This window comes from Christiangramia sp. OXR-203 (genome assembly GCF_034372165.1).
Taxonomy (GTDB): Bacteria; Bacteroidota; Bacteroidia; order Flavobacteriales; family Flavobacteriaceae; genus Christiangramia.
Genome location: NZ_CP139698.1, coordinates 19,845 through 38,015, shown reverse-complemented (window position 1 = coordinate 38,015; position 18,171 = coordinate 19,845). Strand labels below are relative to the sequence as shown.

Below are 18,171 nucleotides of genomic sequence, written 5' to 3'. Positions count from 1 at the left end.
GATTTCCAAATGTATAAAATTTTCTTAAATTTTTAAGATTTGTTATTCGGGTATTACAATTCGTGTGACTCTGCGTTGTATTCCGGTGATCAATTCATAAGAAATAGTGCCTCCAGCTTCAGCAAATTTCACTGGATGCTGAGGTCCTCCAAAAACGATTACTTCATCACCTTCTTCACATGAAATATTGGTCACATCTACCATGATAATATCCATACATACATTACCAGCGATAGGAGCATATTCACCATTTATATAGACTCCGGCTTTTCCTTTTCCGTAGATCCTGTTGATCCCATCAGCATGACCCAAAGGCAGTGTTGCGATGCGAGTAGGTTTCTCCACTTTAAACGCGCGGTTGTAACCTACCGTATCCCCTTTGTCGAGACTTCTAATCTGGGAAATGATCGTTTTAAGCGTAGAAATTGGTCTTAGTTCAGGATCGATATTTTTATCATTTCCATAGCCATATAAGCCAATCCCGCTGCGCACCATACTAAAAGCCGACTTCGGGTAATTGATCACGCCAGAAGTATTGCAAATATGGAGTATTGGTTCATAGTCCAGGTCGGCAATTAATTCCCAGGTCATTTTCCTGAAAAGGTCGATCTGTCCTACCGTAAATTCACGTTCTTTCCAGTCCTCACTTGCGGCGAGATGGGAAAAAACAGAAGCGATCTTCAGGCTGGAAGTACTACCAATGATTTCCTTGATAGTTCCAATCTCTGGATGATCAAAACCAAGCCTGTTCAAACCTGTATTCAGCTTGATATGAACAGGGTAATTCTTTTGATTTTTAGCTTCAGCAGTCTTTACAAAAGAACGTAGAATTTTTTCGCTGTATAAATTAGGCTCGAGACAATGCTCGATAATATCTTCGAAATGTGTGAATTGTGGGTGTAATACCAGAATAGGTTTGGTGATCCCGTTTTTACGAAGATGAATTCCTTCTTCCACATAGGCAACCGCAAAATAATCGGTGCCAAGTTCTTCCAGTTTTCTGGCAATGACAACTGAATCATTCCCATAGGCAAAAGCTTTTACTACAGACAGGAACTTTACTCCATCATCGATCTTTGCTCTTAAATATCTGTAATTATGTGCCAGTGCTCCAAGATCAATCTCAAGAACCGTCTCTTTGGCTTCAGGCATTTTCTTCGGTTTTTTTAGCATTCAATTCTTCGACATTCACATCAAGCTTTTTCACTCGCTCCCGCAGCATAGCCTTGTAGTAAGCAGCACGACTTAATGGTTCATATTCTTCATTTTCGCCTAGAAAAACCAGGTCATCATTAATAGCTTTACGATAGCTGAACTGGGCAAGATTTCCAGTTCTGGTACAAACAGCATGCACTTTCGTAACGTACTCTGCAGTGGCCATTAAATTGGGCATAGGTCCAAAAGGATTTCCTTTAAAATCCATGTCCAGGCCGGCCACGATCACTCTAATTCCCTGGTTGGCAAGATCATTACAAACCGTTACGATTTCATCATCAAAGAATTGTGCTTCATCGATCCCAACTACGTCACAACCATCTGCAAGTAACCGGATATTGGAAGCGGAAGGTACAGGAGTAGATCTTATTTCATTGGAATCATGAGATACGACCATTTCCTCGTCATACCTAACATCAATCGCAGGTTTGAAGATCTCAACATTCTGTTTTGCAAATTTTGCGCGTTTGAGTCGGCGTATCAATTCTTCCGTTTTTCCGGAAAACATTGACCCGCAAATAACTTCAATCCACCCAAATTGCTCTTCGTGATTTACTGTATTTTCGAGAAACATTTTGTATTTTTCAAATCGAAACGGGAAATACCTCTTTCGTATAAAGGTGGAACAAATTTATTAAAAATACAACCCGGAGACGGGGCGAATCTTGAAAGTTATGAAATGAGTAGTAACCTAATTTGCCTACCTATAAATATCATTATTTGCAAATTGCTTCTGACCGATAGAAAACATATAAAATTAAACCGATGAAAAAGAAAATTGAGGCTGATCTGGCGGAGATCGCGGAAAAAATCCTTCAGAATAAAGGGAATTTCAACACGATGGAGCTGAAAGAAAATGCTTTACTTCTCTATGAAAAACTGACTGTTCTTGCTTTTACTGAAAAACATCTTTCCGAAGAAGTTCCTCAGCAAAAAGAGGCGGTAAAACAGGAAGAAGAGGCTACTCCTAAACCTAAAGTGAAAGATCTACCTGAGCCTCCAGCACAATTATCTGCCTACGATGAATTTTATCCAGATGGCACTGAATTCAATGAAGATTCAGACGCGATCACCGAACCTAATACTGAAAAGATCAAGGATATTGTAGCGCAAATGCCGCCTGAAAGTCAGTCTGTAGATCTTTTTATGAATCATATTAACGATGCGCCAGAAGTATCCAATTCGGCACCCTATTCACAACAGGTTGAGGAGAAGAAAGATTTCAGAAATATAGGTGTGGATTATGATAATTTGCCAGATTTTGAACCGGTAAAGCATGTTCCAGCCAATGATAAACCCAGGTCCTTAAATGACCGACTGAAAAAAGGAATCAATATTGGCCTTAATGAGCGTCTTGCCTACATAAAACATCTTTTTGGAGGAGATACTGCAGATTATAACCGTGTACTATCTCAGCTAAATACCTTTACCAGCCTGGAAGAAGCTTCAAAATTCATAGACCTGGTTGTAAAGCCAGATTATAATAACTGGCAGGGTAAAGAAGCATACGAAGAGCGTTTTAGAGCTCATATACAGAACAAGTTCGGGAAATAAACGATTATGGGTAAATTATACCTGGTTCCCACGCCAATTGGGAATCTCGAGGATATCACATTGAGAGCGATCCGTATTCTCAAGGAAGTTGATCTTATTCTGGCTGAAGATACCCGAAATAGTGGTAAACTACTGAAGCACCTGGAAGTTCAAACTCCCATGCAGAGTCACCACATGCATAATGAGCATAAGACAGTAGATCATATTGTCTCACGAATTAAAGCCGGAGAGACTATCGCACTTATTAGTGATGCGGGAACTCCGGCAATTTCAGACCCTGGATTTTTATTAACCCGGGCCTGCGTAGAAGCTGGTATTGAAGTAGATTGCCTTCCCGGGGCTACGGCCTTTGTTCCGGCGTTGGTTAATAGCGGACTTCCAAATGATAAATTTGTATTTGAAGGATTTCTTCCGGTGAAAAAAGGTAGACAAACGAGACTCAAAATTCTGGCTGAAGAAACCCGCACCATGATTTTTTACGAATCACCACATAAATTACTTAAGACATTAAGCCACTTTCAGGAATATTTTGGTGACGATCGTCGTGTTTCCGTCTCCCGTGAGATCACTAAAATGCATGAAGAAACCGTTCGTGGTAGTATTCCTGAAGTTCATAAACATTATATCGAAAATCCGCCAAAAGGAGAGTTGGTGGTCATAGTTGCAGGAAAAGGCTGATCTTGGAAGAATTATTATCAACCATACGAGATTGCAAGGTTTGCAAGGAACATTTGCCACTTGGGTCAAGACCCATCATTGAAGCAACATCAAATTCTAAAATCATTCTTATTAGTCAGGCGCCGGGAAGAGTGGTGCACGAATCTGGTGTAGCCTGGAACGATCAAAGTGGTAAAAAGCTAAGAGAATGGCTGGGAGTTGATGAAAATACTTTTTACGATCACGACAATTTCGCTATCCTCCCGATGGGTTTCTGCTATCCTGGGAAAGCAAAGACCGGCGATCTGCCACCCAGGAAAGAATGCGCTCCATTATGGCATGAGGAGGTTCTTCAATATTTAAAAAACGTGAAGTTGAAGATCCTTATTGGTGCTTATGCTTCCAATTATTACCTCGGAAAAAACAATAATCTTACGGCTAAAGTTCATGAGTATGAGCAATACCTTCCAGAGTACTGGCCGTTGCCGCATCCTTCCCCGGTAAACCGATTCTGGAGAATGAAAAATCCGGAATTCGAGTCGGCCATAGTTCCTGCACTTCAGCAAAAGATAAGGGTGATAATAGGAGAATAAGTCGCTTAGATTAGAAGTAGAATTTTATTACTTTCGGCTGAAATTTGAACGACTATGAAGACGCGCTGGACCCTGAAGCCAAAACCCGATCCTATCACAGCACAGGCTCTTGCCGAAAAGCTTGGAACCGGACTGGCAGTTTCGAAATTACTGGTTCAGCGGGGAATTACCACCTTTGAAGAAGCAAAGAGATTTTTCAGACCTCAGTTAGATGGTTTACACGATCCTTTCCTGATGAAGGACATGGACAGGGCAGTAGCCAGGATAGAACAGGCGATGGAAGCTGGAGAAAATATTATGGTCTATGGAGATTATGATGTAGATGGAACTACCAGTGTAGCGCTAATGTCATCTTTTTTGAAGTTCAGATATCCCAATGTGACCACTTATATTCCAGACAGGTATGCTGAAGGTTATGGTGTATCCTACCAGGGAATAGATTATGCTGAAGATAATGACGTGAGTCTCATTATTGCCTTAGACTGTGGAATCAAAGCGATCGATAAAGTGGATTATGCCAGAAAAAAAGGAATTGATTTTGTGATCTGTGATCATCACCGTCCAGGCAATGAAATTCCAGAAGCTGTAGCGGTACTTGACCCAAAAAGGAGCGATTGCAATTATCCTTATGACGAACTATGTGGCTGCGGTGTTGGTTTTAAACTAATTCAGGCGATCACAATTAAGAACAACGAACCTGAAGAAACATTACTTCCTTACCTCGATCTGGTAGCTACGGCCATTGGAGCAGATATTGTCCCCATCACTGGCGAAAACAGGATACTCGCTTATCATGGTTTGCATGTGATCAATGTTGCACCCCGAAAAGGGATTCAGAGTTTGCTTGGCGAACGTAAAAATGTAAGTATTACAGATGTTGTTTTTATCGTAGCTCCAAGGATTAATGCTGCGGGAAGAATGAAACATGGTTTGCATGCGGTAAATCTGCTTACTGAAGAAGATGAAGCTATCTCTGCAACTTATGCTGAAGAAATAGAGACTTATAATACAGATCGTCGAAGTACAGATAAAAGTATTACAGAAGAAGCGAAACAGCAAATTCTGGATCTTCAGGAAGAAAACCGACTAACCACCGTAGTCTATGATGAGCAATGGCACAAGGGTGTGATTGGAATCGTAGCTTCCAGGTTAACCGAAACCTGGTATCGCCCAACGCTTGTTTTTACAAAGAGCGGGGAACGTCTTGCGGCGTCTGCAAGATCTGTAAAAGGTTTTGATGTCTACGAAGCCCTGGAAGCCTGTAGTGAACATATCGAACAATTTGGTGGGCATAAGTATGCAGCGGGGTTGACATTGCTGGAAGCCGAATATGATAATTTCAAAAGAAAGTTTGAAGAGGTAGTTTCACAAACGATCGACAGGCAGCTTCTTACTCCAGAAATTGCCATAGATGCCGAATTAGACCTGAAAGACATTACACCAAAATTCTACCGGATCCTGAAGCAATTCGCTCCTTTTGGGCCAGGTAATATGTCGCCTGTTTTTCTTGCCCGGAACTTAACCGATACTGGCTTCGGAAAATGTGTTGGTGCAGATAAAACTCACCTGAAATGCCAGGTAAAACAGGAAGGCTCAAACGTAAAATTTGATGTAATTGGCTTTAACCTTGGCGAAAAACTGAATTTGATAGAACAGGGGAAAAAGTTCGACGCTGTTTTTAGTCTTGATGAAAATACCTGGAATGGTAATACCACGATTCAGCTTAGACTGAAGGATATACGAGAAAGTATTTAGAAAACCAGCTTTTCCAGTTTAAGATCATTTCCGTCGAACTGCGCAAATGTGTAATGGTTAATCCAATCACCGGTATTAATATAAGTAGCCTTACCGTCAAGATCGATCTTCATAGGTAAATGCCTGTGGCCAAAAAGAAAGTAATCATAGTCTTTTTGCTCCAGTTTACGCCTGCAGTATTGTATAAGCCATTCTTTTTCCTCACCTAAGAACTTCATGTCTTCTTCGCCTGAGATCGCTTTATTCTTTACTGAAAAATACTGAGCTAAGGGAACCCCAAGATCAGGATGTAGCCAGCGGTAAAACCATTTGGAAAGCGGATTGGTAAAGACCTTTTTCATTTTTTTATAGCCATGATCTCCGGGTCCTAATCCATCTCCATGACCCACGAGGAATTTCTTTCCTGAGAATTCGAACTCCTTGGGTTTATGATAGACTGGAATATTTAATTCCTTCTGAAAATAATCCTGCATCCATAGATCATGATTTCCTACAAAAAAATAGATGGGAATCCCTGAATCTCTAATTTCGGCCAATTTACCTAATGTTCGAACAAAGCCTTTTGGAACCACGTGTTTATATTCAAACCAGAAATCAAAGAGGTCTCCCAGAAGGAAAATTGCCTCTGCATCTTCTTTGATCTCATCTAGCCATTTCACAAACCTGGCTTCTCGAGGCCTGCTTTCTTCCTGAGTAGGTGCACCAAGATGATTATCGCTGGCGAAATATATTTTTTTTCCTGGGGAAACTTTCATGGTTTACAACTTATGGCGAAGATAGAAATTCTACTGAAACTTCTTTTTTAATAGAAGACTTAAAGCATTCTAAAAACGCACCGCCAGAAGCTCAGAAATTATTAATTTAGAGATTAAATCCATAAATATTGCTAATATGAAATTTACGAAACTATTTTCTATCGCTTTTTTAACGTTTTGTGGTTTAATGAGTTACCAGGTAAATGCCACAAATATTGACAATAATCCGGAAATTGGTGATCGTCTTCTAATCCAGTCCCCAGAGAATACCACGTACACAGCCTTGAATATGCCAAAGCTTAACTTCGTTGTGAAGAAAGGTGGAGTGGCGAATTACAAGTCGGTTCAAAACACTCTGGTTGAGGTAGTGAAGATCTCGCAGAATAAGGAAGGTGAAAACATTGTAACACTACAGCGAGTAGATGGCGCTAAGATCCTTGGTCTAAAAAAATCTGTAAGTGCCAATTACGATCAAGCTTTGCAACTTGGAGAATTGAAAAAAGCATAATTCAGGCTTTGCGCAAGGGATAGCAGCGAAAAGCTCCCGTTTTTCACGGGACTTGTAGCGTATAGCCCGACCCGAGGGGTTGCGCCCTAGATATTATCACTGGCATACCACTCTGCAAACGAAGTTTCAGTTTCCTGCAATTTCAAAGAGTGAAGCTTGATATGTTCAGGTAAATGTTTGGAAATTTTGGCTGCAAAATCGATCACCATATTCTCACTTGTTGGCTGATAATCGACCAGGATCACATGATGACCACGTGATTTCAACTCTTTTGCCAGCTCTAAATGTGGAGTATTCTTATTAAATACGGTCGCATGATCAAACTGGTCTACGATCTCAGATTTTACTATCTTTTTTAGATCCCCAAAATCGATCACCATCCCCAATTTTACATGTTCTCGGTCTGTAATAGGTTCGCCAATAACTGTGACGCCAAGTTTATAAGAATGTCCATGTACGTTGCGACATTTGCCATCGTATCCATACAGGGCGTGACCGGTTTCAAAAGTAAATTGTTTGGTGATTCGAATCTTGCTCATTATGCAGTTATTTTGTGCAAAGATAATTGGAATTTTTAAGGCGAAATTTTTAACACCAACGAATTGAATTAAAATTTACATTTGCGAAATTTTTCGCACATGATCCTTAAAGAAAAGGAGTTATTTGAACAGGTAGATTTCGAGCTAAATGAGCTTTATGAAACCATCATTACTGACATAGCAGAACAAAAATATTGTATTGTAGATGGTTTCTTTAATCCTGCGGAGGTAGACCTGCTTAGGTCTACGCTTATAGCCAAACATAAGGAAGATGCATTCAAGAAAGCTGCAATTGGGAATAGAACCAATGAGCTTATTGAAAGATCTGTTCGGGGAGATTTTATTTTATGGATGAATGAAGCTACAGCTGAACCTGCAGAATCCATATTTTTTCAAAAGGTCAATGATCTGTTGCAATACCTGAATCGTACATGTTTTATGGGAATACTCCATAAGGAATTTCATTATGCACTATATCCGGAAGGAACTTTCTACAAGCGGCATCTTGATACTTTTCAAAATGATGGGAGACGTAAATTGTCCATGGTTTGTTACCTGAATAACGAAAACTGGACACCTGAAAATGGTGGTGAACTAAGTATTTATACTACGAACAACGGCAAGGAAGAGGAGTTAAAAATCTATCCTTTACCTGGTAGAATGGTGATTTTTGAAAGTCAGGAGCTGGAACATGAAGTGAAAACTGTCAAAGTTCCAAGGCTGAGCATTACGGGCTGGTTAAAAACGAGGTAGTTACTTTCTAAACTTCTTATAAAGCACGACCACAATAAGAATAATGGCGAGAAGGATCCAAAAACCCATTCCGCTTAAAAAGCTTAGAAATTCCCAGGTATCCTGTTCCATTAGTTCTTGTATTTTCGGTTGTTACGAACTCTCCAGCGGTAACGTGCGTAAACGAATATGACTATTAAAAATAGTATTGCCAGTAGATACCACAGGTTTTCTGTGATAAATTCCTGAAATGTCCATCCCCATTCCTGGGACTCATTTGGATCCTTATCTTTCGGGAGGTGTTCCTGCATCGGGTGTATTTTTAACGTATTTCCACATGAATATTCCAGCGATCAATCCAATAACCAGGGCAATTAAAAGATAGATATTCTCACCAAGAAAAGTTCCTATCGTGTAACCCATCTCGTAAGCTTCATCTTTTTCCGGCTTGATAGATTGTATCGAACTCATCTATTTTCTAAATTTTGAAAGCGCATTTTTTGTAAAATCTGAAAGCACCAGTTCTCCAGAAACAGCCGCTCTTTCTTCCAGAAGTTGCGGCCAGTGGTCGGTATCTTTCCAGAGGATCTGTTTCATTTCAGTAAGTGCCTGAGGATTATAAGAAGCAAGCTTTTCAGTAAATAGTGATATTTCCTTATCCATGTCTTTAGTAGATTCAAAAACACGGGCGAATAAACCTTTTTCTTTAGCCCAATATGCATTCTTCCATTCATGAGCAGCCAGAGTGAGTTCTGCCAAAGCAGCGGTACCCATTTTTCTTTCTACTGCCGGAGCGATCACAAAAGGACCAATTCCAATACTCAATTCTGAAAGTTTAATCGAAGCAGCTTCCGTAGCGAATGCATAATCACAGGCAGCGGCAAGTCCAACACCACCACCAACTGTTTTACCATGAATTCTTCCTACAATTAGTTTTTTACATACTCTCATAGCATTAATTACTCCTGCAAAACCTGAAAAGAATTTCTTGCCATCTTCAAGATTATCGATATTGATAAGTTCATCAAAAGATGCACCGGCACAAAAAGCTTTTTCACCTTCAGATTTTAGAATGATCACGGCTACATCCTTATTTTCGGAAAGGCTGTGAATCTCATCTTCCAGTCTTTTCAGAAGAACCGACGGAAAAGAATTACTGGCCGGGTGGCCAAATTCCAGTGTTGCTATCTTCTGGTCTATATTGGTAATTAAACTTCCGTTCTCGCGGTTGGTACTCATAATGTAAAACGATTTTACTCAAAAATAAGATTTCTAAGTATATCTCTTGATCGTCTTTAGACTTCTTTGTGAAGATATTTTCTTCGGAAATATATAACTAAAGTACTGCTTCGAATGAGCATCCATACAAAGAACGCGATCCAGATCGCATAGAGTTTCAGTCCAAAATGATCTGCGAGCAGAAGTGCAGGAGTGAAGCCAAGGAAAGTTGCAACCAGTAAGACATTTCGCAAATATTTTGCTTCTCCCAGTCCTTTAAAGATTCCGTCGAACATAAAAGCAATTGCATTTACGGGCTGCATGATCAAAACTATCCAGAAAACTGAAGAGAATAATGCGAGTACAGGTGCTTCTTTATTGAATAAAAAGCCAATTTGATCATATAATGCAAAGCAAATTCCCATTAGAATGAGCGCTATAAGTACGGCATACTTACTTATTTTTTTACTCAGTTCCCATAAATTCTTATAATCTCTGGCGCCCAGTAATTTTCCTCCGATCGCGTTTCCAGCATTGGCATATCCATCTATAAAAAAGCTGAAGAACAGCCAGATGTTCATAAGAATGCTCTGCGCCGCTATATAGTTCTTACCATAATCTGTCGCGTAAGCGTTTGCCAGATAGATGGCAAAATTAAGAGCAGCAGTTCTTATGAACAGGTTTGCTGCCATAAGCAATAAGGGTTTCATCTGCGGATTGATCTTTAGACTTAACTTCAAATGAAATGGGGTTTTCCTGAAGTAGAACCAGAGTGCCATGATAAGCATAGTCGCCTGCGCAGCAAGACTGGCATACGCTGCACCTTCAAGATGCATTGCCGGTACAAGCCCGTTTATTCCATAAACCAGAATATAGTCCAGAACTATATTCACCGCTGCTCCGGTTAGACTGCATTTCATTGCCCAAAGGGTGTTCTGTAAACCTCTAAAAACGCCGAAGATCGCGAAGGTTACCAGTGTTAGGGGATATCCCAGTGCCCTGATCTTATAATAGCTTTCAGAATACTGCAGAATTAGACCATCAGCATTATACGCGCTGAAGATCGCTTCAGCAAAGATCGCTGTAGTAGCATAAATCACCAGGCTGAACAGAAAATTAAAAAGGATAGTTTGAGGAATAAGGGTCTTGACAGCATGTAAGCGATTTGCTCCCAGATGCTGAGATACGGTTGCTGAGATCGCAGTTTTGGTTTGCGCTACAATCCAGATGATGGCAGAAAGAAAAGAACCTACGATTCCTGCAGCGGCCAGGGCTTCTATGGAATTTTCTTCTACATTTCCAATAACTGCAATATCGGTTAGTGATATTAAAGGTTCTGCGATACCTGCTATGATCGCCGGGATCGCGATCTTATTAATATTACCAAAACTTACAGAATTTCCCGGTTTTGAGGCCATATTCAGCAAATATAGAAGCCTTTATACTACAAAAGCAACTCGTAACAATAAAAAGGAGCTTCGCTTTGCTTCGGAAAATAGATATTACCCAGTCTCTTGTATCCGCGTGCTTCGTAAAATTTATGATTCCGCTTATTTAAACTGAAGGTATCAAGTCTTACCGATTCATACTTCTCTTCTCTGGCAAAGTTTTCGGCAAAGTCCATTAACTCTTGTCCTAATCCAGAACCCCACTGTTCAGGATGTGTGGCCAGCCTGTGAACATAAAGGTTATTCTCTGTTTTGCTCAACCAGTTAATAGGATCATACTCCTCATCCTTAACCGGAGTAAGGACGATTATGCCCATAATGACATCCTTTGAAACTAGCTTGAATAGTTCCTTCTTTTCAACATCAGCCTGTAATTTTTCGATGGAAGGATAGTGTTCATTCCATTGATAGATTCCCTGTGCGATCATCGCTTCGGCACAGGCTTCAGTTAGTTTTTTGATCTCCTGGAGGTCGCTATTTTCAGCTCTTTTGATCATTTATTGCTAATAAAATAAACATTTTCATATTTATGAAAAATCATTACATTTGCTCCGCTACGGGGGATTAGCTCAGCTGGCTAGAGCGTTTGGCTGGCAGCCAAAAGGTCATCGGTTCGACTCCGATATTCTCCACAAAAAAACCACTGAATTTCAGTGGTTTTTTGTTTTTCAGGATTAATCGTTATCGGCATATTCGGCATAAAGATCCTCAGCATCAGCATTCAGGAACTCGATCGTTTTATTGATCACATGCTTGAATTCCTTTGGAAGTTCCTCTTCATCTTTCCAGGGATGAGAAACCCCGAAGACATGATCTGCATTTTCGACTAGCAATAGTTTTGGGGCAGGACTCCACTCAAAAAGATTCCCGGCCTCTCCAATAGATACGCTGGTATCGCTGCTTCCGTGGGCGATCAAATGTGGAATTTTCAGTTTTTGCGCCGCCTTTTTAATATTGAGCTTCTCTTTATTTTCCTTGAAGTTTTTGTAGAACTGGTAGTGGTGAGGCAATTGCTGCCCTGTTCTTGAATTTACAATATACTGCACCCCTTTTTTCTCCCATGCTTCCAGTTTCTTTCCTTCCGGAAATCTTGATCCAAAATCTGAAACTGATGCAAGCGTAATAAGTTTGGTGATTCGTTTGTCCTGAGCCGACTTTAATACAGTGATTCCTCCACCTCTGGAATGACCTATCAAACTAATATCTGAAGGATCCAGGTGTTGACCGAACTTGAAAGTTGGTAATAGCAGTGAGTCGATGACAGATTGTAGATCGTCCAGCTCAATGGTATAATTATTATCACCAAATGCTTCTATCTGGTAGAATTCTGTCGGATTTTCAGGACTCGTTCCGTTGTGACTGAAATTGAATTTTACAAAGAAATAGCCTGCTTCGGCAATGAGTTCACCCATTTTATCCCAGGCTCCCCAGTCTTTAAAACCTTTATATCCGTGACAAAAGATCACCACCGGTTTTGGTTTTCCATCATCCTTGAAGATCAGGTCCATGGGAATTGGCTTGTTGTGACGACCCTCGATGATGATATTCTGTTCCTTAGAAACTTCCATAATGTTTTTTAATTTCTTTTTCGATAAATGGAATTTCTGGATTGCAGATCTCCATTATTAATTTTTTTAGTTCTTTCTGAAAATTTTCCAGGGTTTCTTCCTGAATCAAATAGTCTGGTTTCTTGTCAATTTTCAGCTGAAATTTAAGAAATCCTGATCTAAGATTCTTGAAAGATATGATTCCTGCTTCAGCGGGGAATTTAAGATCTTTCTCCAGGGATATCAAGGTGGCGTAAGTTAAAACCTGAAAGCTTTTTGCGAATTTGTCATAATCTTTTGTTATTTCGTTCCAGTCCTTCACGATCAGGTCTTTTGAATCAACTTTTCCGGTCTTATAATCCATGATTCTCATAACGCCATCAGTCTTTTCAACCCGGTCTACTTTACCTCTTAGGTAAACTGGAAATGGCAGATGATCTATTGGTAGTTGGACTCTAAGATCTTTTTCGATCTGTAATATTTGAATATCACTACCATTTTCCAATCTCTTAATTTCAAAATTCAGAAAATTGCGCATATACCTCTTAGCCACTTCGTAAATCAGCAAATTCCTTCCTTTGTCTAATGGTGCCTTACTATAGTTCTCTGCAAATTCTTTTGAGATCTGGGTGTTCGCTTCTTTTTTGAACCTTTCAACAATTTCTGCGGTTAGTAATTCTCCTTCCAGCGGTTTGTAAAGGTTTTCCAGCGCATTATGCACGACTGTTCCCAGTGTATTGAAAGCCACTGTTTCTTCCACTTCTTCCTGATCTCTGACTCCCAGCACATACTGGTTATAGAAATCCAGCGGATTCCGCATATACGTAGTTAATGCTGAAGGTGAGAAGCCTGAGCCAGCAAGACCCTTGATCTTCTCCATCATTTGCGGAGTTTTCTCTACCACTCTTAACTTTTGACCGTTAGCAGGTACCATAGGACTAATAAGATGCTGAGTGATATGATGCGCTGGAATATTTTCTATCTCCAACTGAGTAATGAATCTGGACTTCTCTCCAGAATTAAGGCCATCTGCTTCTGTATTATAAAGTAGGTAAACCTTTTTTGCACGTTGTAGTAATCGGTAAAAATGGTATGTATACACCGCATCCTTTTCCCTGTAGGTAGGTAGTTTATATTCCTGTTTTAGATCATAAGGAATAAAAGAATTATCTGATTTTCCAGCAGGTAGTGTCCCTTCGTTGAGAGAGGTTATAATCACAGTTTCAAAGTCAAGCGCCCGTGATTCGAGCATTCCCATTAATTGTAATCCCTTAAAAGGTCTACCCTGGAAGTCCAGCGTTTCAGTACTTACCAGCTCTTCATAGAAGTCATGTAAAGACCTGATCGTTTTTATATGGGTAAACTTCTCATTAAGAGTCTCCAGTTTATTAAAGAGCAGGTAGAAATGATATAAGAACTCTAAGGAGAGCGTATCTTCTTTAGCTTTTAAATGTGCTTTGAGTATTTGTATGAGTTCCTGAACATCTTCAGAAAACCTGGTAACCGAATCGTTTTTCGGTTTAAAACATAGTTCAGCTATTCTTCGATTTTCGTCCTTGAATTCTCCCAGAATTTCTTCAGACTTTAAATAAACAAGGTTGTCTTTATTAATCTTCTTTATCAACCTGTCCGCATCATTTGAAATGATTTCGTACAAAGTCGGATGATTTATGATTCCTAGGACATCTTTATAATAATGATCCTTGCCAGTTGAGATATGAATATTAAAGATATTTTCGAAAAGGGAGCTTACAGGTGCATTATCTATGGGAAAACCCATAGTTACATTAAGATCATTGATATGATCTGGAAGCGAGCTCAAAACAGGTAGTAAGAGGTCTTCTTCGCCAAGTACTATTGCAGTGTTCTCCAGTTCTTCGGAAGAGAGATCGGTAATGATCTCGCCAAGGAATTTCGCCTGCCCAATATTTTTAGGTACGCCAATCAATTGGATTTCCTTTTCTTCTGAATACTTATTATTAAATTCAGGCTTTGGGTTCTGCTGGTAAAATTTCCAGTCTTCGAGGTATTGCCGCAGGAATAAAGAAGCACCATGTGCACAATCTTTATAAAAATGCTCGTCAAGATCCCAGAAAACCTCAGCTTTATCCTTCTCCAGCATAAATTGAATGATACGCTGTTCAGAAGCATTTAGAGCATTGAAGCCAATAAACACATGCTTTGATGTGGTATTACTCGTATATTCCTCGATGTTCTCTGATGCCTTACGATAAATAAGGCCCTGGTATCCCTGTTCTTTTTCCAGTAAACTGTTGGCAAGGGATTTATAATAATCTGGAAGTCTTTTCCAGAAAGCGAGGTATTTTTCGATCATTTCTGTTTTCTCCTCTTGTAGATACCAGTGTTTTATATCCTGTATGCCAGAGAGGTAATCAAAGAAAGGTTTATGATCGATCAGGTATCGGTCAATTTCATTAAAATCATGAATAAGACTTTGAGCCCAGGTCACAAATGTTTCGAATGGTTCCTGTTCATCTTCAGGAGTCAGTTCTTTATAAATATTATAAAATTCGAAAAGAGTCACAGTATTGTCAATTCCCTGTAGTTTCGAGATGACCTCGGTAAACTCTTCAATACTATAGATTGTGGGTGCGAAGATGGTTTCTTCTGTGATCGCAGCCAGTTCTTTAAGTAAATAAGCACCGGCTCTTTTACTGGGAAGAATAATGACCAGCTCTGAGATATTTTGATTGGTAGCCCTTAGTTTTTCCAGGACTTCGCAGATGAATGATTTCATAGCCCTAAAATAAAAAACGCCCCGCAATGCGGGGCGTTTTCTTATATGAATAATTCAATAATTAGTTCATTGACTCTTCATTAGACTTGTCTTTCATCTCTTTGTCTTTGTCAAGAGAGATTTCAACACGTCTGTTATCCTGTCTTCCTTTTGCAGTACTGTTAGTAGCAATTGGTTGAGTTTCACCATATCCTTCAGAAGTCAATCTGTTAGATGGTACACCATTCTCTTCAAGGAAAGTAGCTACAGAAGCAGCACGTTCTTTAGAAAGATTCATGTTGTAAGAATCGCTTCCTGTGCTATCTGTGTGACCTCCAATGTGGAAGATTGTTTGTGGATACTCATTCATGATATCTACGATAGACTTAAGAGCTTCTTCAGATTCAGTTCTGATAGTTGCTTTATTCAAGTCAAAAAGTACAGTCTTAGAATATTCGTTAAGTTCTGAAATTACTTCAGCAGTTGGTTCTGGACATCCGTTAGATGCAGCAACACCAGCTACTTCAGGACAGTCATCATCCTTATCAAGGATTCCGTCACCGTCAGTATCAGGCCATGGGCATCCATTGTTTTCAGCTGGACCAGCTTCTTCAGGACACTCATCTTCGTCATCTCTTACACCATCACCATCAGCATCAGGACAACCATTCATTTCAGCAAGACCTGCAACTTCTGGACAATCATCATCAGGATCAGCTACACCGTCACCATCAGAATCAGGACATCCGTCAAATTCAGCAAGACCAGCTTCGTTAGGACATGCATCCTGACGATCTTCGATCCCGTCACCATCAGAGTCTGGGCAACCGTTGAATTCAGCAAGACCTGGTTGTTCTGGACACTCATCGTCTTTATCATATACTCCGTCACCGTCAGTATCAGTTCCACCGAACATGAACTTAACACCAGCTGCATGCTGGAAGTGAGAAGCCATTTCAGCTTCAAATACGTGCTTGTACTTAGATTCTACAGTAAGAGCAATATTATCTGAAAACCAGAAGTTCAATCCTACTTTACCGTTAAGAGTTGCAGCATCTAGGTTAGAGATATCTTCTCCATCCTGGTCACCAATCCAAGTGTAACCACCACCAACTCCAACAACAGGATCAATCCATCCGTCATTAAGTAGTGCTCTAAGGCTGTAATCTAACCCAAGGTCAACACCATAGTAAGAAAGATCTTGAACTCCTCTATCACCATACTTATCGATCTGGTTGATAGTACCACTCAATTCTCCTACAAATCCTGCTCCAATGTATCTGGATACAGAAAGCTTAGAAACCGATGGAAGAATGTTCCAGTGATCTCCGGTATTAAAATACTGGTCGAACCATCCACCTAGAGGGGCATCCTCACCGGTTGGATAAAAATCGACTGCATTGGCACCAATACCAATTGCCCAAGGGTTGTCAGCATCCTGTGCCTGAGCCGTAGTAAAGCCCAAAAACAGCAAAGAAGCCAATACAATTTTGCTAAGATGTTTCATATTTAATAGTTTAGTTTTAAGTGTTAATAGTAAGCAAAAGTATATGCTTAATGCATATTAACAAAAGTAAAAATAATAAAGTTTTCTTAATTAGAGCGCGATTCCAAAGGGTTTTCAGCCTTGTTAACAACTGGTTTTCAATGAAATCAACCTTCTTCAATCAATAAATAAGAAGTTAATTTTAGCTAATCACTCCTAATTCCTTTCCAACTTTGGTAAATGCCTGAATTGCTTTGTCCAGATGTTCTTTGTTATGCGCAGCAGACAATTGAACTCTAATTCTTGCTTTTCCCTTTGGTACTACGGGATAGAAGAAGCCTATTACATAGATTCCCTCCTCAAGCAACTTGTCTGCCATATCCTGGGATAATTTAGCATCATGTAGCATTACCGGTACAATTGCTGCCTCACCGTCAATGATGTCAAAACCGGCATCTTTAACACCCTTTTTGAAGTAAGCAGTATTTTCTTTTAACTTTTGTCTTAAACTGGAATCATTTTCCAGCATGTCAAATACCTTAATAGATGCTCCAACGATTGCAGGGGCTAATGAGTTTGAAAATAGGTATGGTCTTGATCTTTGTCTCAATAATTCAATGATCTCTTTTTTAGCAGTGGTATAACCTCCCATGGCACCACCGAGTGCTTTTCCTAAAGTACCGGTGATGATGTCAACTCTACCTAGAACATTCTTTTCTTCCAAAGTTCCAATTCCTTTCTCGCCTATAAAACCGGTAGCATGACACTCATCGATCATAACTAAAGCATCATACTTATCTGCCAGATCACAAATAGCGTCCAACGGAGCAACAAGGCCATCCATGGAGAACACACCATCTGTCACGATTATTTTAAAACGTGCTCCTTTTTCGTTCGCCGCCTTTAACTGCTCTTCAAGATCATTCATATCACCATTCTGGTAACGATAGCGCGCAGCTTTACATAGTCTCACACCATCAATAATAGAAGCATGATTTAATGAATCTGAAATAATAGCATCTTCTTTAGTAAGGAGTGGCTCGAAAATTCCACCGTTGGCATCAAAACATGCAGCGTACAGGATTGTATCTTCAGTTCCGTAGAAATCAGCGATTTTTTGCTCCAGTTCTTTATGAATATCCTGGGTTCCACATATAAAACGTACACTGGACATTCCAAAACCATGAGTATCCATAGTATCTTTTGCAGCTTGAATCACCTCAGGATGAGAAGATAATCCCAGGTAATTGTTCGCACAGAAGTTGATCACTTCCTGCCCGGTAGATATTTTGATCACCGCGTCCTGAGGCCCGGTAATAATTCGTTCTTTCTTAAAGAGTCCGTCGTTTTTGATCTCTTCAAGTTCTTTTTCTAAATGCTCTTTTATTTTTCCGTACATATCAATATTTTAATTTTCACTCTCGTGC

At 39.9% G+C, this 18,171-nt stretch carries 19 protein-coding genes and 1 tRNA gene; 7 read left to right on the top strand and 13 right to left on the bottom strand.

The features are described 5' to 3' along the window. Positions 1-42: 42 nt before the first annotated feature. Both alr and T8I65_RS00195 read right to left on the bottom strand, forming a co-directional pair. Positions 43-1,152, bottom strand: a complete 1,110-nt coding sequence (gene alr / locus T8I65_RS00200; protein ID WP_322301517.1) for an alanine racemase — start codon at positions 1,150-1,152, stop codon at positions 43-45. After that, positions 1,145-1,789, bottom strand: coding sequence for a thymidine kinase (locus T8I65_RS00195; protein WP_322301516.1), 645 nt, complete (start codon positions 1,787-1,789; stop codon positions 1,145-1,147). The genes alr and T8I65_RS00195 overlap by 8 nt, the downstream gene beginning before the upstream one ends. 191 nt (positions 1,790-1,980) lie before the next feature. Between T8I65_RS00195 and T8I65_RS00190 the strand changes: the two genes are divergently transcribed. From T8I65_RS00190 to recJ, 4 genes are read left to right on the top strand one after another with little or no spacing between them, the layout of a single operon-like run. Then, entirely contained in the window at positions 1,981-2,769 is a 789-nt protein-coding gene (locus T8I65_RS00190; RefSeq protein WP_322301515.1) for a hypothetical protein, read from the top strand. A 6-nt stretch (positions 2,770-2,775) separates the two neighbouring features. Then, the gene (rsmI, locus tag T8I65_RS00185) at positions 2,776-3,447 is read left to right on the top strand and encodes a 16S rRNA (cytidine(1402)-2'-O)-methyltransferase (protein WP_322301514.1); all 672 of its coding nucleotides are present in this window, start codon (positions 2,776-2,778) and stop codon (positions 3,445-3,447) included. Positions 3,448-3,449: 2 nt separating this feature from the next. Then, positions 3,450-4,019, top strand: coding sequence for a uracil-DNA glycosylase family protein (locus T8I65_RS00180; RefSeq protein WP_322301513.1), 570 nt, complete (start codon positions 3,450-3,452; stop codon positions 4,017-4,019). A 54-nt stretch (positions 4,020-4,073) separates the two neighbouring features. Next, complete coding sequence (recJ, locus tag T8I65_RS00175) at positions 4,074-5,774, top strand: single-stranded-DNA-specific exonuclease RecJ (RefSeq protein ID WP_322301512.1); 1,701 nt, start codon at positions 4,074-4,076, stop codon at positions 5,772-5,774. Here the strand turns inward: recJ and T8I65_RS00170 are convergent. Next, positions 5,771-6,529 carry a UDP-2,3-diacylglucosamine diphosphatase gene (locus tag T8I65_RS00170; RefSeq protein WP_322301511.1) on the bottom strand — a complete coding sequence of 253 codons (759 nt, stop codon included), beginning with the start codon at positions 6,527-6,529 and terminating at the stop codon, positions 5,771-5,773. The genes recJ and T8I65_RS00170 overlap by 4 nt on opposite strands. A 136-nt stretch (positions 6,530-6,665) precedes the next feature. Here T8I65_RS00170 and T8I65_RS00165 point away from each other — a divergent pair, with 136 nt between their 5' ends. After that, the gene (locus tag T8I65_RS00165; protein ID WP_322301510.1) at positions 6,666-7,037 is read left to right on the top strand and encodes a hypothetical protein; all 372 of its coding nucleotides are present in this window, start codon (positions 6,666-6,668) and stop codon (positions 7,035-7,037) included. An 86-nt stretch (positions 7,038-7,123) separates the two neighbouring features. On the opposite strand, the gene T8I65_RS00160 is transcribed toward T8I65_RS00165, so the two are convergent. After that, complete coding sequence (locus T8I65_RS00160) at positions 7,124-7,576, bottom strand: 6-carboxytetrahydropterin synthase (protein ID WP_322301509.1); 453 nt, start codon at positions 7,574-7,576, stop codon at positions 7,124-7,126. Positions 7,577-7,675: 99 nt separating this feature from the next. Between T8I65_RS00160 and T8I65_RS00155 the strand changes: the two genes are divergently transcribed. After that, a complete protein-coding gene (locus T8I65_RS00155) occupies positions 7,676-8,329 on the top strand; it encodes a 2OG-Fe(II) oxygenase (RefSeq protein ID WP_322301508.1) in 654 nt (217 codons plus the stop codon). Positions 8,330-8,439: 110 nt separating this feature from the next. Here T8I65_RS00155 and T8I65_RS00150 read toward each other — a convergent pair whose 3' ends face one another. The 5 genes from T8I65_RS00150 to T8I65_RS00130 are packed head-to-tail and all read right to left on the bottom strand — an operon-like array spanning position 8,440 to position 11,471. Continuing rightward, a complete protein-coding gene (locus tag T8I65_RS00150) occupies positions 8,440-8,619 on the bottom strand; it encodes a hypothetical protein (protein WP_141876305.1) in 180 nt (59 codons plus the stop codon). Beyond that, the gene (locus T8I65_RS00145) at positions 8,594-8,779 is read right to left on the bottom strand and encodes a hypothetical protein (RefSeq protein ID WP_322301507.1); all 186 of its coding nucleotides are present in this window, start codon (positions 8,777-8,779) and stop codon (positions 8,594-8,596) included. The genes T8I65_RS00150 and T8I65_RS00145 overlap by 26 nt, the downstream gene beginning before the upstream one ends. Then, positions 8,780-9,547, bottom strand: coding sequence for an enoyl-CoA hydratase/isomerase family protein (locus T8I65_RS00140; protein ID WP_322301506.1), 768 nt, complete (start codon positions 9,545-9,547; stop codon positions 8,780-8,782). It lies immediately after the preceding gene. 56 nt (positions 9,548-9,603) lie between these two features. After that, a complete protein-coding gene (locus T8I65_RS00135) occupies positions 9,604-10,944 on the bottom strand; it encodes an MATE family efflux transporter (RefSeq protein ID WP_322301505.1) in 1,341 nt (446 codons plus the stop codon). 26 nt (positions 10,945-10,970) lie between these two features. Continuing rightward, positions 10,971-11,471 (bottom strand): GNAT family N-acetyltransferase, encoded by a 501-nt coding sequence (locus T8I65_RS00130; protein ID WP_322301504.1) that lies wholly within the window; start codon positions 11,469-11,471, stop codon positions 10,971-10,973. 61 nt (positions 11,472-11,532) lie between these two features. On the opposite strand from T8I65_RS00130, the gene T8I65_RS00125 reads away from it, so the two are divergent. Continuing rightward, a tRNA-Ala gene (locus tag T8I65_RS00125) sits at positions 11,533-11,606 on the top strand. Positions 11,607-11,648: 42 nt separating this feature from the next. Here the strand turns inward: T8I65_RS00125 and T8I65_RS00120 are convergent. From T8I65_RS00120 to kbl, 4 genes are all read right to left on the bottom strand, one after another. Then, positions 11,649-12,542, bottom strand: coding sequence for an alpha/beta hydrolase family protein (locus tag T8I65_RS00120; RefSeq protein ID WP_322301503.1), 894 nt, complete (start codon positions 12,540-12,542; stop codon positions 11,649-11,651). Then, complete coding sequence (locus T8I65_RS00115; protein WP_322301502.1) at positions 12,529-15,279, bottom strand: PD-(D/E)XK nuclease family protein; 2,751 nt, start codon at positions 15,277-15,279, stop codon at positions 12,529-12,531. Before T8I65_RS00115 ends, T8I65_RS00120 begins: the two co-directional genes overlap by 14 nt. Positions 15,280-15,340: 61 nt before the next feature. Next, positions 15,341-16,765 carry an OmpA family protein gene (locus T8I65_RS00110; RefSeq protein ID WP_322301501.1) on the bottom strand — a complete coding sequence of 475 codons (1,425 nt, stop codon included), beginning with the start codon at positions 16,763-16,765 and terminating at the stop codon, positions 15,341-15,343. Between the two features lie 181 nt (positions 16,766-16,946). Next, positions 16,947-18,143 carry a glycine C-acetyltransferase gene (gene kbl / locus T8I65_RS00105; protein ID WP_322301500.1) on the bottom strand — a complete coding sequence of 399 codons (1,197 nt, stop codon included), beginning with the start codon at positions 18,141-18,143 and terminating at the stop codon, positions 16,947-16,949. Positions 18,144-18,171 lie beyond the last annotated feature (28 nt).

Coding starts and splice junctions, on each gene's coding strand:
- rsmI (WP_322301514.1), top strand. CDS start 2,776: ATGGGTAAATTATACCTGGTTCCCACGCCAATTGGGAATCTCGAGGAT.
- kbl (WP_322301500.1), bottom strand. CDS start 18,143: ATGTACGGAAAAATAAAAGAGCATTTAGAAAAAGAACTTGAAGAGATC.
- recJ (WP_322301512.1), top strand. CDS start 4,074: ATGAAGACGCGCTGGACCCTGAAGCCAAAACCCGATCCTATCACAGCA.
- T8I65_RS00120 (WP_322301503.1), bottom strand. CDS start 12,542: ATGGAAGTTTCTAAGGAACAGAATATCATCATCGAGGGTCGTCACAAC.
- alr (WP_322301517.1), bottom strand. CDS start 1,152: ATGCCTGAAGCCAAAGAGACGGTTCTTGAGATTGATCTTGGAGCACTG.
- T8I65_RS00130 (WP_322301504.1), bottom strand. CDS start 11,471: ATGATCAAAAGAGCTGAAAATAGCGACCTCCAGGAGATCAAAAAACTA.
- T8I65_RS00165 (WP_322301510.1), top strand. CDS start 6,666: ATGAAATTTACGAAACTATTTTCTATCGCTTTTTTAACGTTTTGTGGT.
- T8I65_RS00170 (WP_322301511.1), bottom strand. CDS start 6,529: ATGAAAGTTTCCCCAGGAAAAAAAATATATTTCGCCAGCGATAATCAT.
- T8I65_RS00135 (WP_322301505.1), bottom strand. CDS start 10,944: ATGGCCTCAAAACCGGGAAATTCTGTAAGTTTTGGTAATATTAATAAG.
- T8I65_RS00145 (WP_322301507.1), bottom strand. CDS start 8,779: ATGAGTTCGATACAATCTATCAAGCCGGAAAAAGATGAAGCTTACGAG.
- T8I65_RS00190 (WP_322301515.1), top strand. CDS start 1,981: ATGAAAAAGAAAATTGAGGCTGATCTGGCGGAGATCGCGGAAAAAATC.
- T8I65_RS00160 (WP_322301509.1), bottom strand. CDS start 7,576: ATGAGCAAGATTCGAATCACCAAACAATTTACTTTTGAAACCGGTCAC.
- T8I65_RS00150 (WP_141876305.1), bottom strand. CDS start 8,619: ATGCAGGAACACCTCCCGAAAGATAAGGATCCAAATGAGTCCCAGGAA.
- T8I65_RS00155 (WP_322301508.1), top strand. CDS start 7,676: ATGATCCTTAAAGAAAAGGAGTTATTTGAACAGGTAGATTTCGAGCTA.
- T8I65_RS00195 (WP_322301516.1), bottom strand. CDS start 1,789: ATGTTTCTCGAAAATACAGTAAATCACGAAGAGCAATTTGGGTGGATT.
- T8I65_RS00110 (WP_322301501.1), bottom strand. CDS start 16,765: ATGAAACATCTTAGCAAAATTGTATTGGCTTCTTTGCTGTTTTTGGGC.
- T8I65_RS00115 (WP_322301502.1), bottom strand. CDS start 15,279: ATGAAATCATTCATCTGCGAAGTCCTGGAAAAACTAAGGGCTACCAAT.
- T8I65_RS00140 (WP_322301506.1), bottom strand. CDS start 9,547: ATGAGTACCAACCGCGAGAACGGAAGTTTAATTACCAATATAGACCAG.